Here is a 22,280-nt window from a genome sequence, read left to right as displayed (position 1 = left end):
CCATGACGACTGAACATCTGCAAAAGCTGTCCGACGCCCTGCGCACGGTGGGCGGCAGCGCCGCCGCCCGCGACAAGGTCATCGCCCTGTGCAAGAGCATCGAGCAAGACCTGGACGCCTACGAAGGCAGCGTGCGTGACGACATTACCGGCCCGATCGTCGACGCCATGTACAACGAGCAGTCGCGCCTGCGCAAGACGCTGGCCGACGGCACGGTGTTCGAATTCCTGTACCGCACCAAGATCGCGCGCGACTTCCTGATGAGCACGCCGCCGCAGCCGGACCACGTGTGGGAGCCGCAGACCACCAAGCTGCTGCTGAAGCTGTGCGAGCGCGGCGGCCATGCCGTGGTGGGCGGCGCCTACTTCGGCGACCAGGTGATCCTGATGGCGCGCCGCCTGGCGCAGGCCGGCGGCACCTGCCACGCGTTCGAGCCGAATGCCGACCAGCTCGGCATGCTGCGCAACAACGCCTCGCTGAACCACGTGGAAAACATCCGTAGCTGGCGCCTGGGCCTGTGGTCGGACAGCACCACGCAACTACGCCTGGTGGGCCACGACTCGTTCGCCCATGCCGAGCACACCGACGGCCCCGCCGATGATGACAGCTTCTCGACGATCACCATCGACGAGTACTGCGCCCAGCAGAACGTGGACAAGCTCGGCCTGATCATGCTCGACATCGAAGGCGCCGAACTGAACGTGTTCAAGGGCGCGGCGAAGCAGCTGGCCCGCCCGGCCGGCGAAGCCCCGAACCTCGTGTTCGAAGTGCACCGCCACTACGTGGACTGGAGCGCCGGCCTGCAGAACGCCGAGATCATCCGCATGCTCACCGGCTTCGGCTACCACGTCTACGCCGTGCGCGACTTCAACTCGAACGTGAACATGGAAGGCCGCCCCGTGGAGCTGGTGCCGGTGGACCAGGTCTACCTGGAAGGCCCGGCGCACGGCTTCAACATGGTGGCCGTGAAGGACCCGGCGCTGCTGGCGGGCAAGGACTTCGCGGTCGTGCCGGGCGTGAGCCCCAAGCTGCTGTGGCACCGTGACCCGGCGCTCCACCATCCCGTCAACTGATCGACACCGAGGAAAGCAATGCGCTGTACGGTGATCGGCGGGGCCGGCTTTGTCGGCCGCCGCCTGGCGGACACGCTGCGGCGTGCCGGCCATGAGGTCTGGGTGCCCGCGCGCGGCGACCGCGCGCTCTTCACCCGGGACCTGGGCCATGTGTATTACTGCGCCGGCCTGACGGCCGACTTCGCGGCGCGCCCGTTCGACACCGTCACGGCGCACGTCTCGCTGCTGGCCGATGTGCTGCGCGCGAACCGCTTCGCGCATCTGGTGTATTTGTCCTCCACGCGGCTCTACGACACCTCGCAGCTGCCCGTGGGCGACGAAGCCGCCGCGCTGACGCTGCAACCGGCCAGCCCGCGCGCGCTGTACGACCTGTCGAAGGGGCTGGGCGAAAACCTCTGCCTGACCGTGGCCGCCGGCCGCGCCGCCGTGGCGCGGCTCTCGTGCGTGTTCGACTGGGCGCCTGAAGCGCCGGGCTTCCTGTCCGAATGGCTGATCCGGGCCACCACCGAGCGCGCGTTCACGCTCGACAGCGACGCCGGCTTCGTGCGCGACTACATCCACCTGGACGACGTGGTCGGCGCACTGACCGCGATGTCCACGGGCGGCGCGAGCGGCATCTTCAACCTGGCCAGCGGCGCCAATGTGTCCAACGGCGAGCTGGCCGAGGTCTTCAGCCGGCTCGGCTGGGACATCGGGCTGACCCGCGCCTCGCCCGTGCAACGGGCCGCCGTGTGCAGCACCGAGGCACTGCGCGGCCTCGGCGTGGCCCCGCGCGACGTACGCGACGTGGTGGCGAGCTATCTGGAGGGGATCAAGCCATGGAACTGATCGGCCATACCCGCGAGTCGCTGGCCGCCTACACCTGCGCCCAGGTGGCCAACCTGGTGCCGGACGGCCGCCACGCGGCGCTGCTGCCCGTGGTGTCCCGGCACATGGACGAGGCCCTGACCCGCGTGGGCCACTGCATCGACGCCGTGCGCATGTGGCGCCCCGGCCAGTTCAACTACCTGCACTCGTCGCAGTACTGCCAGTACCTGTACTACCTCTCGAACACGATCTGGCGCAACGAGCGCCACGGCGAGGCCTGCACCAAGCTGTTCCTGCTCAACAAGGCGCTCAACGCGATCGACCTGTTCTACGAGATCGAGATGCCCGAGGTGTTCTTCATCGGCCACTCCGTCGGCATCGTGCTGGCCAAGGCCACCTACGGCAACTACCTCGTCCTGTACCAGAACTCCACCGTGGGCAAGAACCACGGCGTGGCCCCGGTCATCGGCGACGGCGTGGTCATGTACCCCAACACCGCCATCATCGGCCGCAGCCACGTCCGCAACGGCTCGGTGATCTCGCAGGGCGTCAGCGTGCTGAACCGCGACACCCCGGGCGACTGCCTGGTCTACGCCGGCGACGCCGGCGACCTGATCTGCAAGCCCGCCTACGAGCGGGCGGCGACGGAGTATTTCAGGGTCTGAGGGGGTGACAGACGGCAAAAAGGCCATGTCGCGGCAGCGCAACATGGCCTTTTTGTCGTTCCCGACCCACGCCCCAACCGCTGCGCGGGTCGGAGAACTGCCATCAAACCGGCATATTCATCATTTCCTGGTACGCCGCCGCCAGGCGGTTGCGGACCTGGACGGCGGTCTGGAACGACACGTTGGCTTTCTGCATGTCGATCATCACGTCGTTCAGGGCCACGCCGGGCTTGCCCATTTCGAAGGCTTCGGCCTGGCCGTAGGCGCGGTCCTGCACGGCGTTCAGGCGTTGCATGGAGCGTTGCAGTTCGCCCGCGAAGCCTTCGGTGGAGGCCGCCGGGGCCTGGTTGGTGCTGCCGCCGCCAGCCACCTGCGCCAGGCCGCGCAGTTGCTGGAGCATGCCTTCAATCGAGGAGATCGTCATGACGCGTCCGGTTCTGTGAGAGGGGTTTCCGGAGCCACGCGCCTGATACATCACACGCAGTCCGTTTTCAGTGCTCGCACTGTACCCACCCCCGCTCCCGGCCCAAAGGATGAATTCGGCGGGAAAACCTAGCCTATTCAGCCGATTGTCCATCAGCCTTCTGGCCGATCATCGCTACCGTGCCGGATCTGGCGGATCCAAGCGTATCGACGCACCGCCCCCGGCCTGTTATCAACCAGCGGGGAGTGCGCGTGTTTTTTCAGCAGCGTAATGTGAGCCAAGCCGAAATGATTAACGGCAGCCAAGGCGAAAGTGGCAAGGGCAGGACTAACCCTGCCGCGCCGGAGTCGCGCGCATGAACGCGGCAGCTACCCTGCCGAACGGCGCGGCACTGGTCGACAAGCTCAAGGCCAATCCGCGCCTGCCCATGATGCTGGGCGGGGCGGCACTGGTCGCGGCCATCGCCGTGGGCGTGATGTGGTCGCGCACGCCGGACTACAAGGTGCTGTACAGCAACCTGTCCGAGCGCGACGGCGGCGCCGTGGTGGCCTCCCTCCAGCAGATGAACGTGCCGTACAAGTTCGCCGAAGGCGGCGGTGCGCTGATGGTGCCGGCTGACAAGGTGCACGAAATGCGCCTCAAGCTGGCCAGCCAGGGCCTGCCGAAGAGCGGCAACACCGGCATGGAGTTGATGGACAACCAGAAATTCGGCATCAGCCAGTTTGCCGAACAGGTCAACTACCAGCGTGGCCTGGAAGGCGAACTCGCCCGCTCGATCGAGTCGATCGGCGCCGTGCAGTCGGCCCGCGTGCACCTGGCCATCCCCAAGCCCACCCTGTTCGTGCGCGAGCGCCAGAAGCCCACCGCGTCGATCGTGCTGCAGCTCTACCCGGGCCGCGCCGTCGATGAAGGCCAGGTCGCCGCGATCAGCCACCTGGTTTCGTCCAGCGTGCCCGAACTCACGCCGAAGTCGATCTCCATCGTCGACCAGCACGGCAACCTGCTCTCCGGCACCAACGACCGCTCGCTGGATGCCAGCCAGCTCAAGTTCGTGCAGCAGGTGGAACAGAACTACGTGAAGCGCGTGGAAGCCATCCTCGCGCCGATCCTCGGCAAGGACAACGTCCACGCCCAGGTCACCGCGGACGTGGACTTCTCGTCCGTCGAGCACACCGACGAAAGCTACAAGCCGAACCAGGACCCGACCAAGGCGGTCATCCGCAGCCAGCAGACCAGCGAGTCGAGCACGCAGGGCGCCACCCCCGTGGGCGGCGTGCCGGGCGCGCTGTCGAACCAGCCGCCGGCCGCCGCCGTGGCCCCGGTGACCACGCCGCAGCCGCCGCGCCAGCCGGGCCAGCCCAATCCGCCGGCCCAGGCCAACGCGAACCAGGCCACGCAGACCGCCGAGAAGACCGGCCCGAGCACCAGCCGCCGCGACGCCACCACCAACTACGAGGTGGACCGCGTGGTGCGTCACGTGCAGCAGGCTCCGGGCGGCGTGAAGCGCCTGTCGGTGGCCGTGGTCGTGAACTACCGCCAGAAGCTCGATGCCAAGGGCAAGCCGGTGACCGAGGCGCTGTCCGCCAAGGAACTGGCCCAGATCGAGAACCTGACCAAGGAAGCGATGGGCTACTCGGCCGACCGCGGCGACTCGCTGAACGTGGTCAACAGCCCGTTCACCGACAACGCGGAGAAGGAACCCGAGCTGCCGCTGTGGAAGCAACCGCAGATGATCGACCTGGCCAAGACCGGCGTCGGCTACCTGCTGCTGGCAATCCTGGCGATGTTCCTGTGGTTCAAGGTGGCGCGTCCGGTGCTGCGCAAGTACACCGCGCCGCCGCTGCCCGCGCCCTCCGAGACGACGGAAGCCAGCGAGGCCGTGCTCCTGCCGCCGGAAGAAGCCCAGAATCCGGAAGTCCTGCGCCTGGCCGCGAAGTACGAAAGCGATCTCGCCCTGGTGCGCGACGCCGCGCAACGCGACCCGCGCCTGGTCGCCAGCGTAATCAAGAATTGGATGGCCCATGACGAACGCCAGTAAGGGAATGCCCGAACAGGGCCTGCAGAAGAGTGCCATCCTGATGATGGCGATTGGCGAGGACGCTGCCGCCGAGGTTTTCAAGCATCTGTCGCCCCGTGAAGTGCAGGGGCTGGGTTCGGCGATGGCCAACCTGTCGTCGGTGACGCGCGAGGAAATGGCCGAGGTGCTGGCCGAGTTCCGCGGCGAGACCGAGCAGTACCTGGCGCTGAACGTGGACTCCAGCTCGTTCATCAAGAGCGTGCTGAACAAGGCGCTGGGCGAGGAACGCGCGCTGTCCGTGATCGAGGACATCCTGGAATCGCGCGATCCGGGCGGCGGCATCGACTCCCTGAACTGGATGGACGCCACCTCGGTGGCCGAGCTGATCAAGGACGAGCACCCGCAGATCATCGCTACCATCCTGATCCACCTGGACCGCCAGAAGTCGTCCGAAGTTCTGGGCTTCTTCACGGACCGCCTGCGCAACGACGTGATCCTGCGGATCGCCACATTCGGCGGCGTGCAGCCGGGCGCGCTGCAGGAGCTGACCGACGTGCTGACCAAGCTGCTGGCCGGCCAGAGCCTGAAGCGCAGCCGCATGGGCGGCGTCCGCACGGCGGCCGAGATCATCAACCTGATGAGCACGGCCCACGAGGAAGCGGTCATCGACGGCGTGCGCACGCACGACACCGACCTGGCCCAGAAGATCATCGACGAGATGTTCCTGTTCGAGAACCTGCTGGAAGTGGACGACCGCGGCATCCAGCGCGTGCTCAAGGAAGTGGCTACCGAATCGCTCATCGTGGCGCTCAAGGGTGCCCAGCAGGAACTGCGCGACAAGTTCATCCGCAACATGTCCACCCGTGCCGGCGAGATGCTGCGCGAAGACCTGGAAGCGCTGGGACCGGTGCGTGTGTCGCAGGTGGAGGCCGAGCAGAAGGCCATCCTGCAGGTGGTGAGACGCCTGGCGGAATCGGGCGAAATCCAGATTGGCGGAGGCGACGATGCCTACGTTTGAGCGCGGCTTTGCCGCCAGCCGCGGGCCTGCCCGCGGCGACACCGGCACCAGCATCGGCAATGGCAGTGGCGCCGGTGCCAGCGACCCGTTCGACAACTTCAGCGCGTTCGAGCCGCCCAGCCCGGTGCGCGCCCGCTCGCGCGGGGACGCCTGGCAGCGCTGGCAGATGGTGTCGCTGGACCCGCGCGACGCGCTGAAGCGGGCGCTTGAGTCCGTCCAGCTCCCCGCCGAACCGCCGCCCCCGCCGTCCATCGATTTCGAAGCCCTGCATGCGATGCGCGAAGGCGCCCGCAAGGAAGGCTATGCGCAGGGCTACACCCAGGGCCAGACCCAGGGTTATGGCGACGGCCACCGCGAAGGCTATGCGCGCGGCCTGGAATCGGCCCGCAATGAAGCCGCCCGGCTGCAGGAGCTGGCCGGCAACTTCCGCGACGCGCTTGGCCGCGTGGATACCGAGATTGCCGACGCACTGGTCGGCCTGGCCCTCGATGTGGCCCGCCAGCTGGTCCGCAAGACCATGGAGACCGATCCCGCCGCGCTGCTGCCCGCCGCGCGCGAACTGCTGGCGGCCGAGCCGCGGCTGTCCGGCTCGCCCTGCCTGCTGCTGAATCCCGAAGACGTGTCGCTGGTGGAAACCCACCTGGCCGGCGAACTGGAAGCCGCCGGCTGGACCGTGCGCGCCGACGCCACCGTGGCGCGCGGCGGCTGCATCGCCAGCGCCGCCAGCGGCGAACTGGACGCCAGCCTGGCCACCCGCTGGAGCCGTGTGATCAAGGCCCTGGGCCGCAACGACCCGTGGGAGCCCCCGCATGCATGACGCCCAGCCCGCCGCGCCGGCCCAGCCGATGCCCCCGTCGGCACTCGCCGATGTCGCTTCTGCCGCGCTGCACACCGCGCGCTGGCGCGACGCGCTGACCGGCGCCTCGGCAGGTATCGCCGAGGTGGACAGCAAGCGCGCCTGCGGCCGCCTGACGCGCGCCGCCGGGCTCGTGCTGGAAGCCGTGGGGCTGCGCATGCCGGTGGGCAGCGACTGCCTGATCGAACTGCCGGGCACGCAGCACGCCCATGGCGGCCCGCGCACGGCCGAGGCCGAAGTGGTCGGCTTTGGCGCCGACCGCCTCTACCTGATGCCGCAATCGGACGTGGCCGGCCTGGTGCCGGGCGCCCGTGTCTATCCGCTCGAACCGTCGCCGCAACCGTCCGGCATGGCTTCGCCGCGCGAACCCGGCTCGAAGCGCCTGCCGGTAGGCCACGGCCTGCTGGGCCGCGTGCTCGACGCCGCCGGTCGTCCGCTCGACGGCCTCGGCCCGATCACCGCCGCCACCGAAGTCCCGCTGGCCGGCCAGCAGATCAACCCGCTGATGCGCGCCCCGATCGAAACCGTGCTGGACACGGGCGTGCGCGCCATCAACGGCATGCTGACCGTGGGACGCGGCCAGCGCATGGGCCTGTTCGCCGGCTCCGGCGTGGGTAAGTCCGTGCTGCTGGGCATGATGGCCCGCTACACCAGCGCCGACGTGATCGTGGTCGGCCTGATCGGCGAACGCGGCCGCGAAGTGAAGGACTTCATCGAGAACATCCTGGGCGAAGAGGGCCGCAAGCGCTCGGTCGTGGTGGCCGCGCCGGCCGATACCTCCCCGCTGCTGCGCATGCAGGGTGCCGCCTACGCCACGCGCCTCGCCGAATATTTCCGCGACCAGGGCCAGCACGTGCTGCTGATCATGGACTCGCTCACCCGTTACGCGATGGCCCAGCGCGAGATCGCGCTGGCTATCGGCGAGCCGCCCGCCACCAAGGGCTATCCGCCTTCGGTGTTCGCCAAGCTGCCCACGCTGGTGGAGCGCACCGGCAACGGCCCCGAGGGCGGCGGCTCCATCACCGCCTTCTACACCGTGCTGACCGAGGGCGATGACCAGCAGGATCCCATCGCCGATTCCGCCCGCGCGATTCTGGACGGCCACATCGTGCTGTCGCGGAGCCTGGCCGAGAGCGGCCACTATCCGGCCATCGACGTGGAAGCCTCGATCAGCCGCGCCATGACCGCGCTGATCGAGCCGCCGCAGTTCGCCTCCGTGCGGCGCTTCAAGCAACTGATGTCGCGCTTCCAGCGCAACCGTGACCTGATCAGCGTGGGCGCCTACGTGCCCGGCAACGATCCGGAACTGGACCTCGCAATCCGCATGCACCCGCGCATGGAGTCGTTCCTGCAACAGGACATCCATGAGCGCGCGGACTACGAGGGTTCCATCGCCCGCCTGCACGATCTCTTCGAGAGGACGCACCATGGCTAAGCCCACCCCGCTCAACACGCTGGCCGAACTGGCCCAGGACAACACGGACAAGGCCACGCGCGAGCTGGGCCGGCTGCAGGGGCTGCGCACGCAAGCCGAGCAGCAGCTCCTGGCGCTGACCGAATACCGTCACGAGTACCGCACGCGCATGCAGGCCATCGCGGCGGAGGGCATGACCTCGGGGCGCTGGCAGGACTTCTCGCGCTTTCTCGACTCGCTCGACCACGCCATCCGCCAGCAGACCAGCGCGCTGGCCAAGGCCGAGGCCGACCTGCTGGCTGGCCGTGCCAACTGGCAGCAGCAGAAGCGCCGCCAGAACTCGTTCGACACGCTGATCACCCGCGCCGAAGTGCGCGAGCAGCAGGTCTCCGCGCGGCGCGAGCAGCGTTCCACTGACGAATACGCCGCCCGCATGGCCCGCCAGCCGGCCAGCGGCCAGAACTAACCTGCCAACAAGAACATGATCGATATCAGCCAGCTCGTCGGCAACGCCGGCCTGAAGACCCCGACCTCCGGCACGGCCGGCGACGCCCGCGCCAGCGCCGAAGCGAATGCGTTCAAGGACGCGCTGACTCGCGCCCGCGACAGCGGCCAGCCCGCCGTGCGCGTGCCCGCCAAGCCGACCGGCAACAAGGCGGACGCCAGGGACACGGCAGCCAAGGACAAGTCGGCCGAACCATCGACGCAGAACAAGGGCGACACCCAGACGGCGCAGGCCAATACGCGCCCGGCCAAGGATGCCGACGGGAAGACCACCGGCAAGGCCGATACCGCCACGGACACCACGCAGGATGCCGAGAACGGCGAAGACAGCACCGTGGCGTCTGACGCCGCCGCCGCTGCCGCCGCGCTGGCCGCCGCGATGCTGCTGCAACCGCTGCCCCAGCAACCGGCCCCGACCGACAAGACCGCTGCCGACCCCACCGGGCTGAACAGCCTGGCTGGCCTGAATGGTATGAATGGCGTGAGCGGTCTCAATGGTCTCAATGGCCCGGCCACGCTGACCGGCCAGGCTGCCGCGCAAGCCGCCGCACAGGCCGCACAAGCCGCACAAGCCGCCGCAGCGGCTGGCGATGCCGCCGCCCCGGCCCAGACCGACCCGCTGGCGCAACTGCCGGCCACGGCCACCGCCGACGCCACCGCCAAGGCGTCCACGCCGAGCCCGGCCGACACGCTGGCGACCATCGCCCAGCAGCGCGCCGCGCTCCAGGGCACCGCGCCGACCACCGCCGACAAGATCGCCGCCGCCACGCAGCAGGTGCCGGTCGCCGGCGCGCAGGACGCGCGCGGCCAGTCGGGCAGCCACGCAGGTGGCCAGTCCGGCAGCCAGCAGTCGAACCTCGGCCAGACCGCACAGCCGGCACTGCAAGCCGCCGCCGCGCCGAACGCCAACGCCCCGGCCGCCAACCCGTTTGCCGCCGCTGCGGCTGCGGCGCGTACCGGCGAATCGGCCGATACCGGCGCCACGAATGCCAGCAGCGCCGCCACGCTGGCCTCGGCCATCGCCGCGCAGGCTGCCGTGCATGCCACGCCGGCAGCGGCTGCAGCAGCCGCCGCGCGTCCGGCCGTCGCGCCGAACGTCGGCGACAGCCAGTGGGCGCAGGCCCTCGGCCAGCAGATGGTGCGCCTGTCCACGCAAGGCAACCAGACCGCCGAACTCGATCTCAACCCGCCCAACCTCGGCCCGCTGAAGGTGGTGCTGAACGTGGTGAACGATCAGGCGCAGGCGCAGTTCGTGTCGCCGCATCAGGCCGTACGCGCCGCCGTGGAAGCTGCGCTGCCGCACCTGCGGACGTCGATGGCCGAAGCGGGCATCCAGCTCGGCCAGGCATCGGTCGGCTCGGACGGCTTCGCCCAGGCCGGCAACGGCGGCCAGCAGCAACCACAGCGCCAGTCCAACGGCGGCAGCGCCTTCGCCCAGACCACCGGCTTCGGCAAGGACACGGCACCCGCCGTGGCCGCTACGCCCGCCCCCCGCACCCCGCGCCCGCTGGCGCGCGGCGAAGTCGATACATTCGCCTGATCGGGTACTGCAGACGCCTGCCCTCTCCCCCCGCCCCTCTCCCAGAGGGAGAGGGGCGAACACCGCGGGTTTGCGCCCCTCGCCCGCTTGCGGGAGAGGGGCCGGGGGAGAGGGGCAGCGCCTGCACGCCCGCCGCCGTCCGGAACTTCCCCGCACGCGGGGCGGTCAGTTGTGCGACGATCCTGTCTCTTCCTCGCACCCCGCCCCCGCCATGTCCCTGCTCCGCCAGACCCTGCTTGCCGCTGCGACTGTCGCCGCGTTCTCTGCATTCGCCGCGCCGCTCGCCCACGCCGCCGATGCCGCTGCATCCGCGCCGACTGCCGATAGCGGCCCCGCCTACGGCCCCGAACTCGAAGGCTTCGACTACCCCGCCCCGGTCCAGCGCTACCGCTTCACCTCCCAGGGCGAAGCCATGCAGATGGCCTTTCTCGACATCAAACCCGAGAAACCCAACGGTCGCGCGGTGGTCCTGCTCCATGGCAAGAACTTCTGCGCCGCCACCTGGCAGGAAACCATCCACCAGCTCAGCGGCGCCGGCTACCGCGTGATCGCGCCGGACCAGATCGGCTTCTGCAAGTCGACCAAGCCGGCGCGCTACCAGTACACCTTCCAGCAACTCGCCCGCAACACGCACGACCTGCTGGCATCCATCGGCGTCAGCAACGTGACGGTCATGGGCCATTCCACGGGCGGCATGCTGGCGATGCGCTACGCGCTGATGTACCCGCGCGAGACCCAGCAACTCGTGCTGGTCAACCCGATCGGGCTCGAGGACTGGAAAGCCAAGGGCGTGCCGCCGCTCTCCGTGGACCAGTGGTACACGCGTGAACTGGCCACCACCGCCGACCGCATCCGCAACTATGAGAAGGCCACGTACTACGCGGGCCAATGGCGCGCCGACTACGAACCGTGGGTGCAGATGCTCACCGGCCTCAACCGCGGCCCGGGCAAGCAGACCGTGGCATGGAATTCGGCCCTGCTGTACGACATGATCTACACCCAGCCCGTGGTCTACGAAATGGGCGCGATCCAGGCCCCGACCCTCCTGCTGATCGGCGACAAGGACACCACCGCCATCGCCAAGGACGCCGCCCCGCCAGAGGTCCAGGCCAAGCTCGGCCGCTACCCCGAACTGGCCAAAATCACTGCCAAGGCCATTCCGAACACCACACTGGTGGAATTCCCCGAACTCGGCCACGCCCCCCAGATGCAGGACCCGGCGGCGTTCCATAAGGCGTTGCTGGAGGGGATGGCGCGGCCGAGGTAACCCTCGCTCAGAACGGCAGCCCGATGTAGTACTTGCCCAGTTCCGTCAACTGCCCATCGCCGCCGAGCAGGCTGGTGAAGTGCATGTCGTTGTTCCAGCGGCCGGTGAACCAGGCGTAGCGGAACACGTCGGCGCGTTGTTCGCAGATGGCGACCATTTCCTTCATCTGCTGTTTCTGTTTCTCGAGGGTGTCGATCTGGGCGCCGTCGGCGTTGCTGTGCCAGTTGGCGAACTCGGTCACCCAGAACGGCTTGTTGTACTTCATCAGCCGGTCGAGCTGGCCGCCGAGGCCGTAGTCGTACCAGTGGAAGGCCAGGTAGTCGATGCGCGGGTCGCGGTTGCCGTTGGCGGTGCGATAGGCGGCGTAGAACGCGTCCATCCAGATCACCGGGTCCTGGTAGCCGGGCATGGTGCCCCAGGTGATGGTCGGGCCGACCAGCTTGACGCCGGTATGGGCGGCGATGGCCTCGTAGCGCGGCCAGACGGTGGCCGCCTGCGCCGGGGTCAGGTTGGCCTGATCGGTGAGGTTCGGCTCGTTCATCAGCAGCAGGTACTTCACGCGCGGATTGGCCAGCAGCCAGGCTTCGATGGCGGCGTCGTTGAAGTTGTCGTTCCAGAGCATGGGGATGAAGTCCATGCTGTACTTGGTGGTGGCATCGGCGGGCGCCGTGCCGTTGGGCTTGGCGGCCCAGTTGTACCACCAGGACACCCCCGGCGCGAGCGCCGCGAAGTCCTGCGCGCTGACCAGATCGTAGGCCACCCCGCGCTTGGCGCTCTTGGTCACGCCGGGCGTGCCGGGGTCCCCGGGGGTCACCGGCGGCACTTGCGGCACCTGTGGGTTGGACGGCGTCAGCGGCGCCCCGGCGCCAGGCGAGCCGTTGGTCGCCTCCTCGCCCCCGCCGCCACAGGCGGCCAGTGCCAGCATGCCGGCGATCAGTCCCGCGCCCAGCAAGCGCCGGACAAGTGTCATCCCGCGCCATGGCGCGAATTGCTTGGTTTCCATCGTATTGACCCCTTCTGGTTATTCCCGTGCGCGCTATGTTTTTGTCGATCCGCGCTACCGTCCCTTGACAGGACTCGCGGATGATAACGGAAGCGCACTCGGAATCCGTGCCGGTTTGCCCTTTTACAACGCTGGTCGATGCGCGATGGCACCCAGATAGCGTGAACGCGCTGCACGCCCCGCCACCCGGCATCCCGGCGAGCCGCTATCATCGGCATGCCCCGCCTCACCTCATCATGACTTTCGACCTCTTCGACGCCCTTCCCGCCGACCCCGACACCCCGTCCGCCACCGAGCCCCTGGGCCCGGGCGCCGTGGTGCTGCGTGGTTTTGCGCGGGATGTCGATAGCAGCCTGCTGGCCACCGTCGACCAGGTCGGCGCACAGGCCCCGTTCCGCCACCTGATCACCCCCGGTGGGCTGCGCATGTCGGTGGCGATGACCAATTGTGGCGAGGCGGGTTGGGTCTCCGACCGCGCCGGCTACCGCTACGACCCCGTCGACCCCGACTCGGGCGTGCCGTGGCCGCCCATGCCCGAGGTGTTCCGCGCGCTGGCCGAGCGCGCCGCCGCCAGCGCCGGCTACCCGGGCTTCGCGCCCGATGCCTGCCTGATCAACCGCTACCTGCCCGGCACGCGGCTCTCGCTCCATCAGGATCGCGACGAACTGGACCTGCGGGCGCCCATCGTCTCGGTCTCGCTCGGCCTGCCCGCCACCTTCCTCTGGGGCGGCCTGCGCCGCGCCGACAAGCCGGCGCGCATCCGGCTCGCCCATGGCGACGTAGTGGTGTGGGGCGGCCCGTCGCGGCTGGTCTTCCACGGCATTGCGCCGCTGGCCGATGACGATCACGCACTCACCGGGCGCACGCGCATCAACCTGACCTTCCGCAAGACACGCTGAGCGGGAAAACACAAGCGACAAATCCTCGCGCCGGGCACAAGTTGCGCATCCAGCACGGGCCTTGCGGCGTGCAGTACGATACGGCACCACGACAAATGGCTGCCGGCGCCAGACGTCAACAATCGCGCGACCGGCCTCCGAAGAGACACCCGCGATGCCTGCCGATTCGACCCCCGCCAATCCCGCCAATCCCACCGCCAAGCCGACGGCAACACCACCCGCCCCTCAGTTCACCGGCCGCCCCGCAGACTCCATCCGCGCCGCCCTGCTGATCGCCGCCAGCATCGCCGCGGTCTGGATCGCCGGCCAGGCCGCCGGGGCGCCGCCGGCGCTGATCTGGGCCGGCGCGCTGGTGGTCTCCACCGTGTGCTGCTGGGCCACCGGCGCACTGCCCGAACCGACCGCCACGCTGCTGTTCTTCCTGTGCGCAGTGGTCCTCCACATCGCGCCCGCGCCGGTGGTCTTCTCCGGCTTCACGTCCACAGCCTGGTGGCTGATGTTCGGCGGCGCGGTGACCGGCGTGGCGCTGCGCGGCACGGGGCTGGCGCTGCGGCTGGCGGACATCATCTTCCACAAGCGCGTCAACACCTATCCGCAGGTGATTGCCACGGTGGCCATGAGCGCGGTGGGGCTGGCGTTCCTGATGCCGTCCACCACGGGCCGGGTGCTGCTGTTGATGCCGATCGTGCTGGCGCTGTCGGACCGCCTCGGCTTCCGGCCCGGTTCGAACGGGCGCATCGGCATGGTGCTGACCGTGGCGGCGGCCAGCTACATGCCGCCCACGTCGATCCTGCCGGCCAACATTCCCAACAGCGTGCTGCTCGGCGCGGCCAATTCGCTCTATGGCATCAACCTGAGCTATGGCAGCTACCTGTTGCTGCATTTCCCGGTGCTTGGCGCGCTGAAGACCGTGGTGCTGGTCTGGCTGGTCTGCAAGCTGTTCCCGGAAACGGCGGCGATGACGCCGCAGCCGGCCACCGCGCGCACGGCCATGAGCAAGCCCGAAACGCTGCTCGCGGTGCTGCTGGCGCTGGCCGTGGCGGCGTTCGCCACGGACGCCTGGCACGGCATCTCGCCCGCCTGGATCTCGCTGGCGGCGTGCATCGTCTGCCTGCTGCCCGGCATCGGACTGGTCTCGCCCAAGGCGCTGACCGAGCAGGTGCATCTGGTGCCACTGCTCTACGTGGCCGGCTTCCTCGGCCTGGGCGCGGTGGTCGAGCACACCGGCCTCGGCACGGCCATCAGCGCAGCGCTGCTGCACTGGCTGCCGCTGGCGCCGGGCCACACCGCCGGCAATGTCGGCGCGCTGGGCGCCATGGGCGCCGTGCTCGGGCTGATGTCGACGCTGCCCGCGCTCCCCGCCGTGATGACGCCGCTGGCGCGCGACCTGGCCACCGCCACCGGCCTGCCGCTGGAAACGGTGCTGATGTTGCAGGTACCGGTGTTCTCGACGGTGTTCTTCCCCTACCAGTCGCCGCCCATCGTCATCGCCATGCAGCTGGGCGGCGTGGGCCTGCGGCACGGCACGCGGCTGTGCCTGGCGCTGGCGGCCATCACGGTGGTGGTGCTGCTGCCGCTGGATTACCTCTGGTGGCGCGTGCTGGGCTATCTCCCGTAAGCCACGCCCTGTGGGATTCGGCTGACATCGCGGCGCGCCGTTTGCCGGCAGGCGCCGCGGGGCGTCATGCGTACCCTCCAAAGTGACAGATTCCGATGCTGGCACGAGGATGGAGGCACCATGGGCGACTTTCCGGACGATCGCGGCGCGCACGCCCACCTCGGGGCTTTGATTGCCGAGTTCGTCCGAGACGATGGCATCCCCCTCCCCGGCCATGGCCAGACGCTGGCGCGCTGGCACCTGTTCGCCACCATCGCCGCCAGGCGGGGCGCGGTAGCCATCAAGCTGTTCGAGGCCCATGCCGATGCGCTGGCCATCCTCGCCGAAGTCGCCGGCGCCACGCCGGCTCCCGACTCAAGCTGGGCGATCTGGGCGGCGGAACCGCCCGATGCACGCCTGCGCGTGCAGACCGATGATTCGCCCAGCATCCCGCACATTGCCGGCCTGACCGGCAACGACAGCGGCACCGACAGCGGCACCGACACCTTCACCCCCGCCCGCCTCACCGGCCGCAAGGCCTGGTGTTCAGGCGCCTGGGAGGTCTCGCACGCGCTCGTCACCTGCTGGCTGGATCAGGCGGAGCCCGGTCCGCAGCGGCTGGCTATCGTCGACATGGCCGGACCCGGCGTCACCGTCACGCGCGAGGGCTGGCACGCCGTGGGCATGGCCGCCACCGATAGCGGCGATGTCCTGTTCGACGATTGCCCCGCGCTGCTGCTCACCGCGCCCGATGCCTACCTGCGCCGCCCCGGCTTCTGGCACGGCGGGGCCGGCATCGCGGCCTGCTGGCATGGTGCGGCGCTGCCGCTCGCCCACGCCGTGCGCGCGGCGCTGAAGAAGCGGGACGATCCCCACGCCGCCGCCCACCTCGCCGCCATCGACGGCGACCTGCACGCCAGCGCCGCGCTGCTGCGCGAGACCGCGCAATGGATCGACGCCCATCCCACCGAAGACGCCTTCGTGCCGGCCATGCGCGCCCGCACCGTGATCGAGGCCGCCGTGCTGCGCGTGATCCAGCACGCCGGCAACACGCTCGGCGCCGGCCCGCTGTGCCGCAACCCGACGCTGGCCGCGCTGTACGCCGACCTGCCCGTGCTGCTGCGCCAGAGCCATGCCGAACGCGACCTCGCCGCGCTGGGCCAGCGGCTGGCGCAGGACGATAGCGATATGGGGGCGCTATGACCGCAACCGCCACGGATTTCCACGCCATGTTCGACAACCCCGACCCGTGGGGCTTCGAGTCGCTCTGGTACGAGGCCCGCAAGCGCGACGTGGTGCTCGCCGCGCTGCCTGACGCGCGCTACGGCGCGGCGTTCGAGGCCGGCTGCGCCACCGGCATGCTGACGGATCGCCTCGCCACGCGCTGCGACCACCTGCTGGCCGTCGATCTCGTGCCCCGCGCCGTGGCCTGCGCGCAGGAGCGCGTGGCGCGGCACAGGCACGTGAAGGTGGCCACCGCCAACCTGCCTGCGGAATGGCCGAACGGCCCCGAGGCCGCCTTCGACCTGATCGTGCTCAGCGAGATCGGCTACTTCTTCGCCCCGGATGCCTGGCTTGAGACCGCGCAACGCGCGGCCGGCGCGCTGACCGATGCGGGCGTGATCCTGGCGTGCCACTGGCTGCGGCCGTTCGCCGAGCGCACCCAGCCCACGCGGCACGTGCACGCTGCCATCGCGCGGCAGCCGGGGCTGCATCGCCATGTGCGGCATCTGGAGCCGGATTTCCTGCTCGAAGTCTGGTCGCGCGACGCGCGGCCACTCCGCCAGCGGGAGGCGCCATGATCGGCGTGGTCGTGCCTGTTCACAACGAGGAAGACCATCTGGAGGCGTGCCTGCGGGCGCTGACCATGGCCGCCACCCATCCGGCGCTCGGCGGCGAGGCGGTGCGCGTGGTGATTGTGCTCGATGCCTGCGACGACGGCTCGGCCGCCATCGCCCAATGCCACGCGCCGGAGCGCATCACCTGCCTGACGATTGCCGCGCGCAACGTGGGCGAGGCGCGTCGTGCCGGCGCCCAGCACCTGCTGGCCCAGCAGGCGCGCTGGCTGGCCTTTACCGATGCCGACAGCCGCGTAGCGCCGGACTGGCTGGTGGCGCAGCTTGCGCTACGCGCCGATGCGGTCTGCGGACTGGTGACGGTGGAGGACTGGAGCCCCCAGCCGCCGCACGTGGCCGTGCGGTTTGCCGCGCGCTACCGGCGCGAGGAGGGGCACCGGCATGTCCACGGCGCCAACCTCGGGGTCTGCTCGCATGCCTACCGGCGCGCGGGCGGCTTCCTGCCGCACCCGGTCAGCGAGGACGTGGCGTTGATCGAGGCCCTGCAGGCCATCAACGCGCATATCGCCTGGAGCACGCTGCCGCAGGTGACCACCAGCGCGCGCGCCCGTGGCCGGCTGGCCGGCGGCTTTGCCGATCATCTTGCGACGCTTGCCGCGCTGCGCGAGGGCGAAACGCTGTTGCCCTGAGCCGGGCGGATTGATCCGGGCCTTACCACTCGAACTTCTGAATTTCCGCTTCCCCGATCGCGCGGTCCTGCACGACGAGATCGAGGTCATAGGCCCCGAGCAGCGCCAGCAGTTGCCCCGCGCTGATGGTCTCGGGGTTCAGCTCCATATGCGAAATCCGGCTTTGACTGATGTCGAGCCGGGCAGCCGCTTCCGCCTGGGTCAGGCCGGCGACCTTGCGTGCGCCTTGCAGCACTTGTCCAAGCTGATCTGGGTTGGAAATCATGACTCTCAGCATCGCGGTCATCCAGGAAAAGTTAAAAATCTATCAATTCTGACCAATGATTGACAAAACCTCCTAGCGCAACATCAAGCGGCTACGCATGCCATAGGTAAGTACCCGCTTCGCGGTTTGTAATGTTGTCAAAATAAAACGCTCGCCCGAGCAGCGCGCCGTGGCAATCCCTACAAACGGAGGGAGGCGGCCCCCTCCGGGCGGGCGCCGGCGGCGTGGAACGAAGCTTGCGGCGGTCAGGGAATTCCTATTCGATAACGGAGACACCCCCATGGACCCGATCGAGACCCCCATCGACCGCCTGGACGATCCCGAGCGCGCCCCGGTCACCGGCACGCGCCGGCTGGCCGTGGTCACCGGTGCCTCTACGGGCATTGGCTATCACCTCGCGCAGTGCTGCGCGGACCACGGCATGGACCTGATCATCGCGGCGGACGAGCCGCAGATCGAAGCGGCGGCGCAGACACTGCGCACCGAAGGCACCACCATCGAGGCCATCCAGGCCGATCTCTCCATCCCGGCCGGCGTGGACAAGCTGCTGGCCGCCACGCGCGGGCGGCAGGTGGACGTGCTGTGCGCCAACGCCGGGCGCGGCCTGGGCCGCGCCTTCCTGGACCAGGCATTTGCCGATATCGAGCATGTGGTGGAAACCAACGTCACCGGCACGCTCTACCTGCTCCATCACATCGGCCAGACCATGCGCGAGCGCGCCGAGGGCCGGATCCTGATCACCGGGTCCATCGCCGGCTTCATGCCGGGCACCTATCAGGCGGTCTACAACGCCACCAAGGCCTTCCTGGACTCGTTTTCGTTCGCCTTGCGCCACGAACTGCGCGATACCCGCGTCACGGTGACCTGCCTGATGCCGGGCGCCACGGAGACCGAGTTCTTCGACCGCGCCGACATGCTCGACACGCGCATCGCCCAGGAGAAGAAGGCCGATCCGGCCGAGGTGGCGCGCATCGGCTTCGAGGCCATGATGCGGGGCGAGGGCGACGTGATTACCGGCTGGCAGAACAAGCTGCGCGCGGCCATCGCCATGGTCACGCCGTCCGATGTGCTGGCGGAACAGCACCGCAAGATGGCCGAACCGATGAGCGGCGACGCGGTGCCGAGCGTGGAGAACGAGCCGCGCGCCGTGGAAGAGAAGTAAGAAGGGGAATCAGCGCCGCCGCGCGGCAATGACCAGCGCGATCCCGCCGAGGATGGCCACCGCGCTGACGGCCAGCCGCGCGGTCATCGGCTCGCCCAGCCAGGCGATGCCGCCCAGCGCGGCCAGCACCGGCACGCTCAGTTGCACCGTGGCCGCCGTGGTGGACGCCAGCCCGCGCAGCGCGGCGTACCAGATCACATAGCCGATGCCGGACGTCACGGCGCCCGAGGCCACCGCCAGCACCACCCCGCGCCAGTCGACCGAAAGCTGGGCGACCGCCCCCACGCTCACCACGCTCACCACGCTCACCGCCAAGGCTATCGGCACCCCGCGCACGAAGTTGCCGGCGGTGGCGGCCAGCGCGTCCGGCGCGCCCCGGCCCCGCAGCGAATAGACGCCCCAGCCGATGCCGGCGACGGCCATCAGCAGCGTCGCCCCGGGCGGCGGGGCCTGCAAACCCGGCAGCACCAGCCAGACCAGCCCCGCCAGCGCCAGCGCAATGCCGAGCCACTGCACCGCGCGCAGGCGGTCGCCGCGCCGCAGGCCGTCGCCGATCATGGTCGCCTGCACGCTGGCGAACAGCACCAGCGCCCCGGTGCCGGCGGCCAGCCGCAGGTAGGCGAACGAAAAGCCGCACGCGTAGACCAGTAGCGCCGCCGCGCCAATCCAGTCGCCCCCCATGCGCGCCCTGCCCCGCGCCCGCAGGTGCAGGATCGCCCCCAGCACAAGGGCGGCCGAAGCCACCCGCACCAGCGTGAACGTGGCCGCGTCGATGCCGGTGCCCTTCAGCGCCGCCCGCGCCAGCAGCGAATTGGCCGCGAAGGCGACCATCGCCAGCGCGGTCAGGGCGGCCGTGGTGGCTGCCGTGGCGGGGGGTGCCGGGAGGGTGGACGGCGGGGTGGACGGCGGGGTGGACGGCGGGCGGGACATCATCGATTTGTCATTTGGGGGAAGGGGGCCGATGAACCATACTGGGCCATGATGCGCCCATGCAGGCGCCCCCCACCAGCCCGACCCAGGAGACCAACATGCTCAGGGACAGCCATGCTTTCAGCGGATTTTCGGTCAACGACCTCGCCATGGCCAAGGACTTCTACGCCAACACGCTCGGCCTCGTGGTCACGGAGGAGCACGGCATGCTCGCGCTCAACCTGGCCGGCGGCAACCACGTGCTGCTCTACCCCAAACCCAACCACGCGCCAGCCACGTTCACGGTGCTGAACTTCCCGGTCCCCAGCGTCGACAAGGCCGTGGACGACCTCTCGCACCACGGCGTGCGCTTTGAAATGTATGACGAACCCGACCTGAAGACCGACGCGCGCGGCATCTGCCGGGGCGAAGGCGGCCCCGTCATCGCGTGGTTCAAGGACCCGGCCGGCAACATCCTCTCGATCCTCGAGGCAGAGTAGCCGGCGCCGCCACAGGTCTCCGGCGTTGCGGGTCGGTGTGCGTGCCAATACACTAGTGCCTCCAACCCACACCCCAACGGCGTGCTGCCTGGCAGGCGCCGTGACGACAGCAACGGTGGAGACACATGACGGTTCGAAGAAAGACGCCCGACGCGCTGCGCAGCGCGCGCTGGTTTGCCCCCGATGACCTGCGTTCCTCGGGCCATCGCTCGCGCATCATGCAGATGGGCTACGCGCCCGACGAGTGGATGGGCAAGCCGCTCATCGCCATCCTGAACACCTGGTCGGACATCAACCCCTGCCACGCCCACTTCCGCCAGCGCGTGGAAGACGTCAAGCGCGGCATCCTGCAGGCCGGCGGCTTCCCGGTGGAGCTGCCCGCCATCTCGCTCTCCGAAAGCTCGGTCAAGCCGACCACCATGCTCTACCGCAACCTGCTCGCCATCGAGGCGGAGGAGCTGATCCGCTCGCATCCGGTGGATGGCGCGGTGCTGATGGGCGGCTGCGACAAGACCACGCCGGGCCTGCTGCTGGGCGCCACCAGCGCCGGCGTGCCCGCCATCTACGTGCCGGCCGGGCCGATGCTGCGCGGCAACTACAAGGGCAACGTGCTCGGCTCCGGCTCGGACGCCTGGAAATACTGGGACGAGCGCCGCGCCGGCAACCTGAGCCAGGCCGAGTGGATCGGCATCGAGGGCGGCATCGCGCGCAGCCACGGCACCTGCATGACGATGGGCACCGCCAGCACCATGACCGCCATCGCCGAGACGCTGGGCATGAGCCTGCCCGGCGCGTCGTCGATTCCGGCGGCAGACGCCAACCATATCCGCATGGCCTCCGAGTCGGGCCGGCGCATCGTCGACATGGTCTGGGAAGACCTCACGCCGGCGCGCATCCAGACCCGGGCGGCGTACCTGAACGCCATCGTGGTGGCCATGGCCATGGGCTGCTCCACCAACGCCATCATCCACGTGATTGCCATGGCGCGCCGCGCCGGGCATGACATCGGGCTGGACGACTTCGACGCCGCCAGCCGGCACGTGCCGGTTATCGCCAACATCCGGCCCAGCGGCGACAAGTACCTGATGGAAGACTTCTACTACGCGGGCGGGCTGCCGGCGCTGATGAGCCGCATCCGGGACAAGCTCGACCTGACCGCGCTGACCGTAACCGGCCGTACGCTGGGCGAGAACATCGCCGGGGCCGAAGTCCACAATGACGATGTGATCCGTACGACGGAGAACGCGCTGTACCGGGAAGGCGCGCTGGCCGTGCTGCGCGGCAATATCGCGCCGGACGGCTGCGTGATCAAGCCGAGCGCCTGCGACCCGCGCTACTTCCGCCATACCGGGCCGGCGCTGGTGTTCGACGATTACCCGTCGATGAAGGCTGCCGTGGAGGACGAGACCCTCGACGTGACCGCCGACCACATCCTGATCCTGCGCAACGCCGGCCCGCAGGGCGGTCCCGGCATGCCGGAATGGGGCATGCTGCCGATCCCGAAGAAGCTGGTGAAGCAGGGTGTGCGCGACATGCTGCGCATGTCCGACGCGCGCATGAGCGGCACCAGCTATGGCGCCTGCATCCTCCATGTGTCGCCCGAGGCGTACATCGGCGGGCCCTTCGCGCTGGTGCGCACCGGCGACCTGATCTCGGTGGACATCGACCAGCGCAGCATCCACCTGGAGGTATCCGACGAAGAACTGGCGCGCCGCCGCGCCGCCTGGACCCCGCCGCCGCCCCGCTATGCGCGCGGCTACGGCTTCATGTTCTCGCAGCACATCCGCCAGGCCAACGACGGCTGCGACTTCGACTTCCTGCAGACCGACTTCGGCGACCCCGTGGGCGAGCCGAGCATCTACTGACCGCAAGCCT

22 protein-coding genes are annotated in these 22,280 nt (G+C 69.4%); 18 read left to right on the top strand and 4 right to left on the bottom strand.

The window, feature by feature from the left end; all coding sequences use genetic code 11:
* The first annotated feature begins 2 nt into the window (after positions 1-2).
* From AC1DP9_RS14855 to AC1DP9_RS14845, 3 genes are read left to right on the top strand one after another with little or no spacing between them, the layout of a single operon-like run.
* On the top strand, positions 3-1,073 hold the full coding sequence (locus tag AC1DP9_RS14855) for an FkbM family methyltransferase (protein ID WP_092295470.1): 1,071 nt from the start codon (positions 3-5) through the stop codon (positions 1,071-1,073).
* A gap of 18 nt (positions 1,074-1,091) precedes the next feature.
* Positions 1,092-1,901, top strand: coding sequence for an NAD-dependent epimerase/dehydratase family protein (locus tag AC1DP9_RS14850; RefSeq protein ID WP_477107775.1), 810 nt, complete (start codon positions 1,092-1,094; stop codon positions 1,899-1,901).
* Positions 1,892-2,545: an LbetaH domain-containing protein gene (locus AC1DP9_RS14845; protein ID WP_441645399.1), complete on the top strand. Its 654-nt coding sequence runs from the start codon at positions 1,892-1,894 to the stop codon at positions 2,543-2,545. The genes AC1DP9_RS14850 and AC1DP9_RS14845 overlap by 10 nt, the downstream gene beginning before the upstream one ends.
* Positions 2,546-2,648: 103 nt before the next feature.
* Here AC1DP9_RS14845 and fliE read toward each other — a convergent pair whose 3' ends face one another.
* Positions 2,649-2,969, bottom strand: a complete 321-nt coding sequence (gene fliE, locus AC1DP9_RS14840; protein WP_092295476.1) for a flagellar hook-basal body complex protein FliE — start codon at positions 2,967-2,969, stop codon at positions 2,649-2,651.
* Between the two features lie 355 nt (positions 2,970-3,324).
* Here fliE and fliF point away from each other — a divergent pair, with 355 nt between their 5' ends.
* The 7 genes from fliF to AC1DP9_RS14805 all read left to right on the top strand — a co-directional run bounded on the left by fliF (position 3,325) and on the right by AC1DP9_RS14805 (position 11,585).
* Positions 3,325-5,007 carry a flagellar basal-body MS-ring/collar protein FliF gene (gene fliF / locus AC1DP9_RS14835; protein WP_441592577.1) on the top strand — a complete coding sequence of 561 codons (1,683 nt, stop codon included), beginning with the start codon at positions 3,325-3,327 and terminating at the stop codon, positions 5,005-5,007.
* A complete protein-coding gene (gene fliG, locus AC1DP9_RS14830; protein WP_092295482.1) occupies positions 4,991-6,004 on the top strand; it encodes a flagellar motor switch protein FliG in 1,014 nt (337 codons plus the stop codon). Before fliF ends, fliG begins: the two co-directional genes overlap by 17 nt.
* Positions 5,991-6,821 carry a flagellar assembly protein FliH gene (fliH, locus tag AC1DP9_RS14825; protein WP_092295485.1) on the top strand — a complete coding sequence of 277 codons (831 nt, stop codon included), beginning with the start codon at positions 5,991-5,993 and terminating at the stop codon, positions 6,819-6,821. Before fliG ends, fliH begins: the two co-directional genes overlap by 14 nt.
* Positions 6,814-8,295, top strand: a complete 1,482-nt coding sequence (gene fliI, locus AC1DP9_RS14820) for a flagellar protein export ATPase FliI (RefSeq protein ID WP_477107774.1) — start codon at positions 6,814-6,816, stop codon at positions 8,293-8,295. Before fliH ends, fliI begins: the two co-directional genes overlap by 8 nt.
* Entirely contained in the window at positions 8,288-8,740 is a 453-nt protein-coding gene (gene fliJ, locus AC1DP9_RS14815) for a flagellar export protein FliJ (protein ID WP_092295488.1), read from the top strand. The genes fliI and fliJ overlap by 8 nt, the downstream gene beginning before the upstream one ends.
* 15 nt (positions 8,741-8,755) lie before the next feature.
* Positions 8,756-10,318, top strand: coding sequence for a flagellar hook-length control protein FliK (locus AC1DP9_RS14810; protein ID WP_477107773.1), 1,563 nt, complete (start codon positions 8,756-8,758; stop codon positions 10,316-10,318).
* A gap of 211 nt (positions 10,319-10,529) precedes the next feature.
* Positions 10,530-11,585 carry an alpha/beta fold hydrolase gene (locus tag AC1DP9_RS14805; protein WP_477107772.1) on the top strand — a complete coding sequence of 352 codons (1,056 nt, stop codon included), beginning with the start codon at positions 10,530-10,532 and terminating at the stop codon, positions 11,583-11,585.
* 7 nt (positions 11,586-11,592) lie between these two features.
* Here AC1DP9_RS14805 and AC1DP9_RS14800 read toward each other — a convergent pair whose 3' ends face one another.
* Positions 11,593-12,588 (bottom strand): glycoside hydrolase family protein, encoded by a 996-nt coding sequence (locus AC1DP9_RS14800; protein ID WP_441592580.1) that lies wholly within the window; start codon positions 12,586-12,588, stop codon positions 11,593-11,595.
* 236 nt (positions 12,589-12,824) lie between these two features.
* Between AC1DP9_RS14800 and alkB the strand changes: the two genes are divergently transcribed.
* The 5 genes from alkB to AC1DP9_RS14775 all read left to right on the top strand — a co-directional run bounded on the left by alkB (position 12,825) and on the right by AC1DP9_RS14775 (position 17,569).
* Positions 12,825-13,487 carry a DNA oxidative demethylase AlkB gene (gene alkB, locus AC1DP9_RS14795; protein ID WP_477107771.1) on the top strand — a complete coding sequence of 221 codons (663 nt, stop codon included), beginning with the start codon at positions 12,825-12,827 and terminating at the stop codon, positions 13,485-13,487.
* Between the two features lie 154 nt (positions 13,488-13,641).
* On the top strand, positions 13,642-15,105 hold the full coding sequence (locus AC1DP9_RS14790; RefSeq protein ID WP_092295503.1) for an SLC13 family permease: 1,464 nt from the start codon (positions 13,642-13,644) through the stop codon (positions 15,103-15,105).
* Positions 15,106-15,225: 120 nt separating this feature from the next.
* Complete coding sequence (locus AC1DP9_RS14785; protein WP_477107770.1) at positions 15,226-16,287, top strand: acyl-CoA dehydrogenase; 1,062 nt, start codon at positions 15,226-15,228, stop codon at positions 16,285-16,287.
* Positions 16,284-16,886 (top strand): SAM-dependent methyltransferase, encoded by a 603-nt coding sequence (locus AC1DP9_RS14780; protein WP_441644498.1) that lies wholly within the window; start codon positions 16,284-16,286, stop codon positions 16,884-16,886. The genes AC1DP9_RS14785 and AC1DP9_RS14780 overlap by 4 nt, the downstream gene beginning before the upstream one ends.
* Positions 16,883-17,569 (top strand): glycosyltransferase family 2 protein, encoded by a 687-nt coding sequence (locus AC1DP9_RS14775; protein WP_092295509.1) that lies wholly within the window; start codon positions 16,883-16,885, stop codon positions 17,567-17,569. The genes AC1DP9_RS14780 and AC1DP9_RS14775 overlap by 4 nt, the downstream gene beginning before the upstream one ends.
* 22 nt (positions 17,570-17,591) lie before the next feature.
* Here AC1DP9_RS14775 and AC1DP9_RS14770 read toward each other — a convergent pair whose 3' ends face one another.
* A complete protein-coding gene (locus AC1DP9_RS14770; protein WP_255370847.1) occupies positions 17,592-17,834 on the bottom strand; it encodes a helix-turn-helix domain-containing protein in 243 nt (80 codons plus the stop codon).
* A 280-nt stretch (positions 17,835-18,114) separates the two neighbouring features.
* Between AC1DP9_RS14770 and AC1DP9_RS14765 the strand changes: the two genes are divergently transcribed.
* Positions 18,115-18,996, top strand: coding sequence for an SDR family NAD(P)-dependent oxidoreductase (locus AC1DP9_RS14765; RefSeq protein WP_477107769.1), 882 nt, complete (start codon positions 18,115-18,117; stop codon positions 18,994-18,996).
* A 9-nt stretch (positions 18,997-19,005) separates the two neighbouring features.
* Here the strand turns inward: AC1DP9_RS14765 and AC1DP9_RS14760 are convergent, their stop codons facing one another.
* Positions 19,006-19,827, bottom strand: coding sequence for a DMT family transporter (locus AC1DP9_RS14760; RefSeq protein WP_255370864.1), 822 nt, complete (start codon positions 19,825-19,827; stop codon positions 19,006-19,008).
* A gap of 158 nt (positions 19,828-19,985) precedes the next feature.
* Between AC1DP9_RS14760 and AC1DP9_RS14755 the strand changes: the two genes are divergently transcribed.
* Together AC1DP9_RS14755 and araD are read left to right on the top strand one after the other, a co-directional pair.
* Positions 19,986-20,405, top strand: a complete 420-nt coding sequence (locus tag AC1DP9_RS14755; protein ID WP_477107768.1) for a VOC family protein — start codon at positions 19,986-19,988, stop codon at positions 20,403-20,405.
* 125 nt (positions 20,406-20,530) lie between these two features.
* Positions 20,531-22,270, top strand: coding sequence for an L-arabinonate dehydratase (gene araD / locus AC1DP9_RS14750; protein ID WP_477107767.1), 1,740 nt, complete (start codon positions 20,531-20,533; stop codon positions 22,268-22,270).
* Positions 22,271-22,280 lie beyond the last annotated feature (10 nt).

This window comes from Cupriavidus sp. 01L43 (genome assembly GCF_056399925.1).
This window is presented reverse-complemented; position numbering and strand designations above follow the sequence as displayed.